The following is a 10,559-nucleotide window of genomic DNA, read 5'->3' as shown; positions in this document are numbered from 1 at the left end:
GTTTTTACAACCCACATAGAATACAATTTTTCTCCTAAAGATGACTTCAAAGCGCAGTGTACGTAATTTACATATATGGGCATCAATACATTCGAGTCGCGAGTGGCTGTAATATGATTTCAGAGACTTGACCAACTAACTTTTCTTGATTAGCTGATTGGTTTTTGTAATACTCCTATCTCATAGAGTTTTCTATCCCGCTCACTACTCTTAACTATAACTACGCGTTCTTATGAAACTCTTACTGGATTCTTAAACTTCTCTTAAACTTCCAATCCATTCATTCAAAATCACCCATCGGTTCGGCATAGATAATGAATCGTTGGGGGGCATTGCCGATATAGCGGAACGGGTAGCATGTCGATAAGATCAGCATTTCGTTTGGTGCTGTTGAATGGATGATACTTGTGTCATTTCCATCAACAATAGCCGTATCTTTAACTCCATAGGTAAAGGACCCATGTTGCATTTCAACGATAATCGGATCACCGGTTTTTAGTTTGTCCAATCCGGTAAAGACGGTGTCTCTATGTCCGGATAAAAGAATCTGGTCTTTCTGGCCAGGGTAGACGGTGCCTGTATAATGTCCGACACCGTTCTTTAATGCATCTTCATCGATCCCTTCTACGATAGGCAGTTCTTTACCGATAGTTGGGATTTGCAGGACGCCGATTGTTTGACCGCTTTGGAATGACAGATGTGAAGGCGGCTTTGTTATATCTGAACTTTCCAGGATTTTATGGGCGTGAACGAGTGCAGTTTTTTCAGACTGCTTGTTCGATTTCAGTTGCACACCTGCGTAGAATACGAAAGATAATCCAACCAAAAATAAGATGATTGCTACTTTTTTCATCAATGTTCCTTGCCTCCTCATTCAATTTGTGTGATAGCCTTAAATAAAAAAGCTGCCGATGCATGAATTACTATGCACTAGCAGCTAGCTATACGTTTTTTATTGGACGGCTTTCACTCTTTTGAAATGTCTGATGGTCATTAGACTGAGTCCAACTATCATTAAAATTGAACCGAATAATAGTATATTAAAGATGTTAGTCGCAGTGGCTGGCAGGGTGAACCCTGATGATTTAACATTGCCACTGTCAATCATTCCATTTGTCGAAGCTGACACAGTAGCTTTATCTTTTCCTTCTGCCGTAAAGGTGAAAGTGAATGCAGACTGGACCCCTTGAAAGTCATTGCCGAGATGCTCGGGGAAGCGGATTGTGATGTTTAGACTTTCTTCACCACCACTTACTAGCTTTCTTGTAGCCATAGCAGTGAATGCAGCAAGTTTGCCATCATATAACTTCTGATCAGCGGCTTGTATTTCTAGCAGCAGTTCATTGAATAGCTTCTGATCTCCATTGTTCTGCAATTCCATTAGATAATTAAAGTCTTTCATCCCTGAATTGCTGATGGTAATCGTCCTTGGCGCCCAGTCTCCTGGCTTCATATTGTTTATATCAAACAAGGTGCCTGTAGGAGAAAGAGTGATTTCCACGTCCTGTTTTTCGGTATCAGTTTCTCCTTCTGCCAATGCACTTGTTGAATGAAAGAAACTCATTCCACTAATTAGTAGCAGCAACAGAAAAGGGTGCAACAGTTTTTTCATTTTAATGCCTCCTTCTTTTTTCAGACAGAGAGTCAAGTAGAACTTTTTCCGCCATCTTCCCCAACTACTTCTGCTTGTTTCTTTTGAGGCAATTCGATTTGAGCAAGGACTTTCCAAATTGTGATTCCAGAATAAATAAGCAATAAGAATCCAGGAATTAACAGTAACAGCGCACCATTCTTTGATTGTGAGAAATTAATGAAGTAACCTACATAGGGCAATGTAAAACCATTGTAGCTGGCTACCACATTGTCAGAAAGAACGGGATTCATATCAGCTGCATTATTGTTATCACCCTTTGTACGGTAAAGGATTGAATCTCCACTGTTAAAGACTTCTGTAATCCGATGTGTGATCAACATATCTTCTTCCATGAATGTGATGACGTCACCTTCTACATAACCAGCCTTATCTTCAGCCAACTTCACTGCAATGATTGAGCCTGTTTGGATTCCTGGCTCCATGGAACCTGAAAGCACTGTTTTTAATTGGTAGCCAAAAAACTGTGGTTCCCCGCCTGAAGCTTTTGTAATGACGACTAGAGAAGCTACCCCAATCAACAACACCATTAGGATGCCAGTAACAAGGTTATTTACCCACTTCACCATCTTTTTCGTTGTCGATGGTTTCCTCTTTCTCTCTGTCATTTGTATCACTCTCCGCGTTGTTTTTTTGTTCAATTATTGGTGTGTTTTCTTGATTTTTATCCAATTCACTTTCTAAAGATTCATCTACAGTTGGCTTTGGTTCCTTGTCAGATGTATCTTCTTCGATTGGTTGTTTCTCGATCAAATCGTTAGGGCCCAGCTCGTCACTTTCTTTGTTAGCATCTGGTGGTGTTTTACTATCTTCATTCTTTCCATTTTCTAATTCCGGTTCATCTTCACTATCTTTTTCAGGTGTCTCTTTGTCTTCCTCGACTTTCTCTTCTTCATCAGTTTCATCAGTTACACTTTCACAACCAGCTATGCTCTCCTCATTAGAAACTGATTCCTCTTCGTCTTTACAGTCTGTGTCGGTTAACTCTGTATCCTCTTTTTCATCTTTTTTGTCACCACAGTCAATTTCATTATCACCACTTGTTTCTACACCACTTTCACTTTCATCCTCAGGTGTATTTTGCGACTCTGGCTGGTCGATTTCCTCTTCTTCTGTCGGCGGTGTGTCTTCTTCAATAGCTTCATCAGGAGTTATGACTGTCGGATCGCTGTCAACATTACTGTCGTTATTTGACGATGCATCACTCTCAATTACTTCAATCGGTTTATCTACAATCTGTTGAGGATTCACGTCATTTTCTACACTTGGCACCTGAATATCTTCAGGATTTTCTGTAGTATTATTAACTTCGGTTTCATTTCCCGATATCGCGTCTTCCTTCGGGTTATTGTCAGATAGTTCTTGTTCGTCGTTGTTTTCTACGTTTGTAGTTTGATTTTCTCCTGTACCATCGACAGAAAGTACGTTGTTATCACTAGGAGCAAACTCACTTACTACATTGGTAATTCCTATAACTTCACCACATTCATCTACAATGACTTTTGGTACTTCCCAAAAACCGGCTGTAATTGACTGGGATGTTTCCGTTTGGTTAATGAAATAGGCTGAAGTCCCACTCGATATATAATTCGTTCCAAAAATCACCAAATATAATATGAGCGCTATTTTCAAGCTGAATATAAAAGTACGATTGTTCTTTTTGTATCTTCGTCTACGCGCGCTTTTCAATGTGATTCCACCTTTCTATTTTGATAATTTATCTTTCCTTACATACATTCCTCAAAATACAACATCGGCTTGTATGTTGAGAAATATATATTAGGTGGAGTACTTGTGGTTTTATGAAATAGAATGAGGGAGGAGAAAGGCTCTCCTCCCCGTGTATCAGTGATTATTATCTAGATTGACCAGCTGTTTGCTGTGCATCGAACATCCATTTAAGTTCTAAAGATGCGCCTTGGTAAGCGTTTTGATCTAGATTGTTTTCATTGAATCTGAACTTCACATACATATTATCTTTGGTACCCGCTTTAATACCACTAGCTTCTCCACCTTGCCAGCCGAAGAATGTAGGTGATAGGTTTTTAACAGCATCTGGTGTCATGCTCGCCAATTCTGCTAACGTCTTAGATACAATCACGTTGCTAGGTCCAGCAATACTGCCTTTATCTTCATTCTTCAGGAAGTCTACTACAATGTGTTCTCCAAAACCTGCAACCGACTCCGTATAAGAAGTAGTCAAGAAGATCTTGGAAATATCAAGGCTACCCGTGTTTTCCAATTTGAAAGTACGGTTCATCCAGTCGCCTGGTTTGATATTGTCGACATTGATAATCGTCTCAGGATTTAGTGTTAGATCCAATGTACCTGCAGCAAATTGATTTGTGCTTGTTTCAACATCATTGAAATAAGCATACGTTCCTCCACCGATCATGCTTAATGCTAATGCTCCAGTTGCTACGCCCATTGCTAGTTTCTTTTTTAAAGTCATTTTTATTTCCTCCATTTAGTTGTAGTTTTTTGTAGTGCGTTTTGCACTCGTTAAGATTATAATGCCGATAGATCGTATCTGATTCCTCGTACCTTCTCATAGCCGAGCGCTATAAACATTTTGTCAATTAGAAGTTCAACAATTCGTATATACTCAGAGGAGTACTGTACTCAATTGCGTTAACATATCTTACTTCCTATCTGATAGCATCCAGAAAAGAAGCAGCATGCATTTTTTCCCCACAAATAATAACTTCAATATATACGTATCTCTCTATCCCATGCATCTCCTCCTCTTTCTTGTTCTCTTTCGACTATGAAGTTGGAACTATCCTTAGTATAGACAGCCTACAGGATTTCAACTTCCCTCAAAGGGATAGTCTTTTTTCAACATATGTTACTACTTTCGTGTACTTCCTTGGTATACTTTTGATTATCTAGCGAATGTCAGTCTATATGTGGATGGGTTCTGTCCATAAAAAAACTCTCCTACATTTTAGCTAGTAAGAGAGTGTTGATAGTTCATTTTTATTAATACGAATTCTATTCTCTTTAATTCACAACATACTTCACCAATCCTGCTGCATTGGCATAGAGAGCTGCTTGTGTTCGATCGGTCAGAGTCAGTTTCCCTAACACCTGACTGACGTGTTTTTTGACGGTATATTCGGTAATAAATAGGGTTTTGGCGATTTCACGATTGGAAAGTCCTTTTCCCAGTTCCATCAGCACTTCTGTCTCCTTAGGTGTCAATGATTCAACCGTATTCGGTCTAGCGTAGTGAAGCTTTGGCGTCATCATTTCTTCTAATAGAGTTGTGTCATAGTAGGTTCGCCCTTTCTGAATCATCGCCAACGCATGTACTATTTCTTCGGGCAAAATGCGTTTAGACATATAGCCTGCCACACCGAGTGCTTTTGCACGTTCAAAGTCCGCGATCGTTGTTGTAGAAGATAGTACGATAAATTTACAGTTGAGTCCTTTGAATTTGGCTTCTTCTATACTATCGAAACAAGACCTCAATCCTAACTGACTATCGATGATCACCACATCAGGCTCTGTTACCACTAAATTCGAAAGCGCCTCTTCAAGATGCTCCGCTTCTCCAACAATTTCTATATTTTCTTGTTGGCTTAAAACGGCCGCTAAACCTTTACTCATTAAAGGATGACTCATTACGATTCCTACTCTCATCTCCTGTTCGCCCCCTCTTCTCTATTGGTCGATTGGAATCTGTTTCCCCAAACAGAAAAAAGCCCAATCTCGCCCAGATTTCTCCGAGTGTAAAAAGGCCGGTTGCACCACTCACTCCATGCGTCCCAGGTGCCCAAATAGGGGATTGCACTTCAACGTTTCCATATATGCTACTGTTAGAACTAGTATAACCAAATTAATCAGAATACATTGTCGATTATTCGGAGGATTTTGGTTCTATTTTTGTATTTTAAGGGGGAAGTTTGTCGGTTGATTACCAAATCACACTCCTTTCATAACGTATTTTTAATTTCGATTCTCTCCCTTTACAGAATTACTTTCAAGGTAGATGAGAATATCGTCTTTGGCAGAAGTATAGATTTGGAATTCCAAATAAAAAACAACACCTCCTGCGCACGAATGCACAAAAGGCGTCGTTATCATCCAATTGGTCACGTTCCCTAAATAAATGCAACCTTAAAATCAATAGTGTAAACTAATTTACATAACTTTTCTAAATATTTTTATACAATGAGTTTAATACAGTTGATCATTTGCCAATTCATTTAATTCTTGAATGTCATTTATCACATAAAACTTCCCCTGTTTATGAATATATTGCTGATCTTCAAGCCACTTTATATTTTTGGCGACAGTTACACGCGTTGTACCCAGCAAGTTTGCCATTTCTTGTTGAGTGAATTGGATGGTTAACTGTATTTTTTTATCATCAAGTATTACTGAATATTTTTGTGATAATTGAACGAGTAATGCACAAATTCGTGGCAAAGATTTCATGTAACTGAGCTGAAGTGATTGTGTAGCTAGTAGACGGTATTTTTTTGTAATCATATCGAGTGTTTGAAATATGAAATCGGGTTCACGCGCGATAAATTTCACAAAATCTTGTCTCGTAATCCTTCTTAATTCGACGTCAGATGCGCATATTGCACTTGTGGAATAAGTTGAATCTTGACTTAGAGAGCACTCACCTAGTATTCCATTTTCACCGACAATGGCTAATGCTTTTTCTTCTCCACCAGGACTTATTAGATATAATCTTACTCGCCCTTTTTTCACAAGATATATATATTCACTGTAATCATTTTGATGAAATATCGGTTCGTTTTTCTTGAATTTAATAATAGACCCGAACTCGTTTAGATTCTCCCATTGATATGGAAGTTTATCAAACCAAGGATTTAATAACTCTAGCTCTTTCATATGACTATCCATATCAATGACACCCCATTCGAAAGGAAGTTTAGTGATGAAAAATTACCGTAATGATTTTCCGATTTTAACAACCAAAACAATGTTATCGAGTTGCTCGCAAAGTGCCATGTCTTCCCAAGTACTACATGCGTTTAAAGAGTATGAGAATAGTTTACTGGTTTCAGGAATGGATTGGAATGAATGGATGCGTGTGACAAATTTAGCGAAAGAAAAGTTTGCTACACTCATTAATTGTGATCCCTCTGAAATCGCTATTTTGGGATCCGTTTCTGATTGCATATCCTCTGTTCTGAACGCCTTGCCGTTGTCTGGTAGAGAAGTCGTAACGACCTCTATGGATTTCCCTTGCATCGGGCAGTCTATACTCGCTCAACAAAAGAAGAAAAGCTTCGAACTGAAATTTATCCCTAATCAGGACTATATCATCCCTATTGAATCTTATGAAAAATACGTCACCGATAATACAGCATTAACATGCATACCGCATGTTTCATTTTATAATGGGTTCAAGCAAGACTTAAGAGCTGTTTCAGAGATTGTTCATAGAAAGGGATCCTTACTTTTTGTAGATGCTTATCAATCCGCGGGGGCTGTGTCTATTGACGTAAAAAAAGATAACATCGATATACTTGTTGCAGGGATGCAAAAGTATTTACTTGGGGTTCCAGGAATTGCGTTTATGTACATCCGGAAAGACTTAGCCGAATCACTGGAACCTTCAACAATCGGTTGGTTTGGCCAAAAAGACATTTTCGGATTTCATTATGACTTACTTGAATATGCAGATAGTGCACAAAGGTTTAATACTGGAACACCACCTGTCATAAATGCATACATTGCCAATGCTGCACTAGAATACATTCTCAATGTAGGTGTAGAAGCAATCGAAGCTCATCTAACTGAGCTATCCGAATTCACATTCCAAGAAGCCATTAAACGAAATCTGCAATTATACAGCCCAACTTCAGCAAGCGATAGAGGATCCGCCACAGCAATTTATTGCAAAGATGCAAATCGGATGGAACAATTACTTAGAAATGAAAACTTGATCTTATCAGCTCGGAAAGATTGTATTCGACTCGCACCCCATTTTTATAATACGAAAGGGGACATTATTAAAGCCCTTGACGCTATCGTAAAGCATCTTCCTGAGACATTGGCTTAATTTTAAACTTGTTTAGAAGTTACTAGAATTCGAGTAACCTTTATACTAGTATATCAGATTATGCAGACATATTAAATACTTCTTCAAGTTAGAACATTAATGTGTTGAAGAAACCTAATATTCCATTCTATAGTAGCGGCAAGAATGAATTAATGTTCATCTTAATTGAACTAAAAAGCAAGGCTCCATTTGTTTATGAATGGAGCCTTGCTTTTACTATTTAAAATCCTTACTAACTTTTTTGAATTTCTCTGATGATAAGGTGTTGTTGTCCATTCAGGTGCACCTTCGAACCTAATTCTGCAAGCTTTTCAAGGTCTTCAGGTACTACTGTTGCGAATAGATTTCCAGGCAACCATCCCATAGGGAAAAATGTTCTTGCATCTTTTCCGTAAAAAATCCCTATATCGAATATCTGGGAAGGCACTCCTCCCCAAGCATACGCTGGCATGTATGTAAACAGCAAATCACCTGGTTGTGGAAAGCACGTCAAATTTTCTTTTACATCGCCGGTTAGTCCACTTCCATTACAACGATCTTCAGAGAATTGAACACTAATTTCTTTACCTGTATACATAGCATGCCTGCCAACCGTTTCAACTGGACCTGTTGACAAGATCTTTTTAATGGATTCTGTTGTTACTGGTGCTTTGACTTCTTCCAATTGAGCTCTAATCACTATCTGAGAATCGGGAAACTCTATTTCAATTTTAGTCATCTTCTAATCTCCTTTACACAACACTTGGTTCAATGACCAATTCATTTTTTTCAAATCGTCTGAAGTTCAATGTCGTTATATCAATGGCAGGTTCGTGGCCTAAAGTCACAGCGGCAACGGCCTCTCCAATTGCAGGAGACATCATGAAGCCGTGCCCACTCATTCCAACAGCTTGATAATACCCATTTACAGCATCCACCTCGCCAAGGATTGCTTGGTGATCAGGTGTGCTATCATAAGTACCGTCAACATGTGTACGGAATTCCACTTGGTCCAGGGGTGGGAATAACTCCATACCGACTTCTGCTGCTTTTAGTTGGAAGTCGAACATTGAATAGGGTGCTTGAAGATCTTTTCCGATATAGCTGCAATACAGCGTACCATCCGTCAATTGCTTCGCCGCAAACCCTTTCTCAAAACTGACAAGCAATGGTTCCAGAATACGCTCTTCAATACGATTTGTATAAAGAATTCTTCTAGTCTCAAAATTAATCGGCAAATCCACACCAGCCATCTCAGCCAATCTTTTCGATCCTAACCCAGCGGCATTCACGACTTTCTCTGTGCTGATCAAGCCATTTTTCGCGCAATGAACTCCTGTTACCGTTCCATCACTCATTTCAATTGACGTTACTTCATCATTTATAAACGTTACACCTTTACGTTTTGCAGCTTCAGCAAGGCTATTCGTCACATGATAGGCATCGTCCGCAAAACCATCCGTTTCGCAATAGGATGCTGCAATAAAACTATCTGTATTTATGCCCGGAATAATTTCAGCTACTTGTTCCGGAGAGATAATCTTTGTCGGGATTCCAAGACTGTTTTGCAACTCGACACTTTCCTTATAGTTAGCCAATGCATGCTCAGAATGGAATGTATATAAATATCCAACTTCTCGGAATTTGATTTCATATTCAGGCTCTAAATGTTCGTTAATTGAACGGAAGAACTTCGTTGATTCGCGGGACATAACGCAGTTAATCTCCGTACCCCATTGCTGACGTACACCCCCAGGACAAATACCTGTAATATCTGAAGCAATTCCGCCTTTGTCTATGACTAAGACATTTGTGCATCCTTTTTCCGTTAAAAAATAGGCGATTGAACAACCAATAATACCTGCACCAACTATGATAACATCATATTTTTTCATCGCTTTTAACTCCTTCTGTGTAGAGATGACAAGCTGCAAAGTGATTTTCTTCTATTTCTAAAAATTGCGGTTCCTGTGTCTTACAAATACTCATTGCAAATGGACACCTTGTATGAAAACGACAACCTTCGGGTGGGTTCATAGGGCTCGGAATATCGCCTTTAAGGAGAATTCTCTCCCTGCGAAGATTACGATTTGTTTCAGGTATAGCACTTATTAATGCTTGTGAATAAGGATGAAGTGGCTTTTCGAAAAACATCTTCTTATTGCCGTATTCCACAATTTTCCCCAAATACATTACAGCGATATTATCTGAAATATGTTTAACAACACTTAAATTATGTGTGATGAATAAATAGGTCAAGTCGTATTTCTGTTGTAAATCTTGGATTAGATTTAAGACTTGTGCTTGTACAGACACATCCAATGCTGAGACCGGTTCATCCATGATAATCAGTTTTGGTTCCACCGCAAGGGCTCTTGCAATACCTATACGTTGCCGTTGCCCACCGGAAAACTCATGTGGATAACGATCTAGATACATTTCATTCAGTCCGACATCAGACATGATTTGTTTCACTTTAACTTCCCGTTCTTTTTTAGAGAGTTTTGTATGAATTGTCATAGGTTCTTCAATGATTTGACGCACTTTTAATCTTGGATTCAAAGATGCATATGGATCTTGAAAAACAATTTGCATATCTTTTCGCAAGCTTTTCAACTCACGGGCATTTAAGTTATACAGATTCACACCGTCCAATAGAACTTTCCCCTCAGTTGCTTCAATGAGTCTTAAAAGTGCTCTACCCGCAGTTGATTTCCCACATCCCGATTCACCAACCAGGCCTAATGTTTCACCTTTTTTGATTGTGAAATCGATAGAATCGACCGCTTTAACATATTGTTTTTTTCCACCGATAAACTTATCGCTTTCAACTGAGAACCATTTTTTCAAACCTTCCACTTGAAGTAAAGGTTGTTTCATACA

General features: G+C 38.9%; 11 protein-coding genes and 1 riboswitch. Of the genes, 1 reads left to right on the top strand and 10 read right to left on the bottom strand.

The features are described 5' to 3' along the window. Positions 1–280 precede the first annotated feature (280 nt). The 7 genes from QWT69_RS02865 to QWT69_RS02835 all read right to left on the bottom strand — a co-directional run bounded on the left by QWT69_RS02865 (position 281) and on the right by QWT69_RS02835 (position 6,532). Entirely contained in the window at positions 281–853 is a 573-nt protein-coding gene (locus tag QWT69_RS02865; protein WP_317970869.1) for a class D sortase, read from the bottom strand. Between the two features lie 99 nt (positions 854–952). Then, positions 953–1,612, bottom strand: a complete 660-nt coding sequence (locus tag QWT69_RS02860; RefSeq protein ID WP_317968783.1) for a hypothetical protein — start codon at positions 1,610–1,612, stop codon at positions 953–955. A 32-nt stretch (positions 1,613–1,644) separates the two neighbouring features. Then, a complete protein-coding gene (gene sipW, locus QWT69_RS02855; RefSeq protein ID WP_317968782.1) occupies positions 1,645–2,259 on the bottom strand; it encodes a signal peptidase I SipW in 615 nt (204 codons plus the stop codon). Next, positions 2,201–3,340: a hypothetical protein gene (locus tag QWT69_RS02850; RefSeq protein WP_317968780.1), complete on the bottom strand. Its 1,140-nt coding sequence runs from the start codon at positions 3,338–3,340 to the stop codon at positions 2,201–2,203. Before QWT69_RS02850 ends, sipW begins: the two co-directional genes overlap by 59 nt. Before the next feature lie 166 nt (positions 3,341–3,506). Beyond that, a complete protein-coding gene (locus QWT69_RS02845) occupies positions 3,507–4,103 on the bottom strand; it encodes a TasA family protein (RefSeq protein WP_317968778.1) in 597 nt (198 codons plus the stop codon). 551 nt (positions 4,104–4,654) lie between these two features. Beyond that, the gene (locus tag QWT69_RS02840) at positions 4,655–5,296 is read right to left on the bottom strand and encodes a LuxR C-terminal-related transcriptional regulator (protein WP_317968776.1); all 642 of its coding nucleotides are present in this window, start codon (positions 5,294–5,296) and stop codon (positions 4,655–4,657) included. Between the two features lie 88 nt (positions 5,297–5,384). Continuing rightward, a riboswitch (cyclic di-GMP riboswitch) is annotated at positions 5,385–5,468 on the bottom strand. Between the two features lie 365 nt (positions 5,469–5,833). Further along, on the bottom strand, positions 5,834–6,532 hold the full coding sequence (locus QWT69_RS02835) for a Crp/Fnr family transcriptional regulator (protein ID WP_317968774.1): 699 nt from the start codon (positions 6,530–6,532) through the stop codon (positions 5,834–5,836). A 34-nt stretch (positions 6,533–6,566) separates the two neighbouring features. Here QWT69_RS02835 and QWT69_RS02830 point away from each other — a divergent pair, with 34 nt between their 5' ends. Continuing rightward, positions 6,567–7,697 (top strand): aminotransferase class V-fold PLP-dependent enzyme, encoded by a 1,131-nt coding sequence (locus tag QWT69_RS02830; RefSeq protein WP_317968773.1) that lies wholly within the window; start codon positions 6,567–6,569, stop codon positions 7,695–7,697. Between the two features lie 232 nt (positions 7,698–7,929). Here QWT69_RS02830 and QWT69_RS02825 read toward each other — a convergent pair whose 3' ends face one another. Genes QWT69_RS02825 through QWT69_RS02815 form a run of 3 tightly spaced genes read right to left on the bottom strand, consistent with a single transcriptional unit; the run spans position 7,930 to position 10,556 of the window. Beyond that, positions 7,930–8,415 carry a DUF3830 family protein gene (locus tag QWT69_RS02825; RefSeq protein WP_317968772.1) on the bottom strand — a complete coding sequence of 162 codons (486 nt, stop codon included), beginning with the start codon at positions 8,413–8,415 and terminating at the stop codon, positions 7,930–7,932. Between the two features lie 13 nt (positions 8,416–8,428). Beyond that, on the bottom strand, positions 8,429–9,571 hold the full coding sequence (locus tag QWT69_RS02820) for an NAD(P)/FAD-dependent oxidoreductase (RefSeq protein WP_317968771.1): 1,143 nt from the start codon (positions 9,569–9,571) through the stop codon (positions 8,429–8,431). Beyond that, positions 9,558–10,556, bottom strand: coding sequence for an ABC transporter ATP-binding protein (locus QWT69_RS02815; protein WP_317968769.1), 999 nt, complete (start codon positions 10,554–10,556; stop codon positions 9,558–9,560). The genes QWT69_RS02820 and QWT69_RS02815 overlap by 14 nt, the downstream gene beginning before the upstream one ends. Positions 10,557–10,559 lie beyond the last annotated feature (3 nt).

Origin of the sequence: Sporosarcina oncorhynchi (genome assembly GCF_033304615.1) — a bacterium.
GTDB classification, from domain to species: Bacteria; Bacillota; Bacilli; order Bacillales_A; family Planococcaceae; genus Sporosarcina; species Sporosarcina oncorhynchi.
The sequence above is the reverse complement of the archived record's forward strand: the minus strand, read 5'-3'. Positions and strand labels throughout refer to the sequence as shown.

What these genes read in the sequence shown, in the direction of transcription:
- QWT69_RS02835 (WP_317968774.1), bottom strand. Translation starts at nt 6,532, where the DNA reads ATGGATAGTCATATGAAAGAGCTAGAGTTATTAAATCCTTGGTTTGAT.
- QWT69_RS02860 (WP_317968783.1), bottom strand. Translation starts at nt 1,612, where the DNA reads ATGAAAAAACTGTTGCACCCTTTTCTGTTGCTGCTACTAATTAGTGGA.
- QWT69_RS02840 (WP_317968776.1), bottom strand. Translation starts at nt 5,296, where the DNA reads ATGAGAGTAGGAATCGTAATGAGTCATCCTTTAATGAGTAAAGGTTTA.
- QWT69_RS02825 (WP_317968772.1), bottom strand. Translation starts at nt 8,415, where the DNA reads ATGACTAAAATTGAAATAGAGTTTCCCGATTCTCAGATAGTGATTAGA.
- sipW (WP_317968782.1), bottom strand. Translation starts at nt 2,259, where the DNA reads ATGACAGAGAGAAAGAGGAAACCATCGACAACGAAAAAGATGGTGAAG.
- QWT69_RS02830 (WP_317968773.1), top strand. Translation starts at nt 6,567, where the DNA reads ATGAAAAATTACCGTAATGATTTTCCGATTTTAACAACCAAAACAATG.
- QWT69_RS02815 (WP_317968769.1), bottom strand. Translation starts at nt 10,556, where the DNA reads ATGAAACAACCTTTACTTCAAGTGGAAGGTTTGAAAAAATGGTTCTCA.
- QWT69_RS02820 (WP_317968771.1), bottom strand. Translation starts at nt 9,571, where the DNA reads ATGAAAAAATATGATGTTATCATAGTTGGTGCAGGTATTATTGGTTGT.
- QWT69_RS02865 (WP_317970869.1), bottom strand. Translation starts at nt 853, where the DNA reads ATGAAAAAAGTAGCAATCATCTTATTTTTGGTTGGATTATCTTTCGTA.
- QWT69_RS02845 (WP_317968778.1), bottom strand. Translation starts at nt 4,103, where the DNA reads ATGACTTTAAAAAAGAAACTAGCAATGGGCGTAGCAACTGGAGCATTA.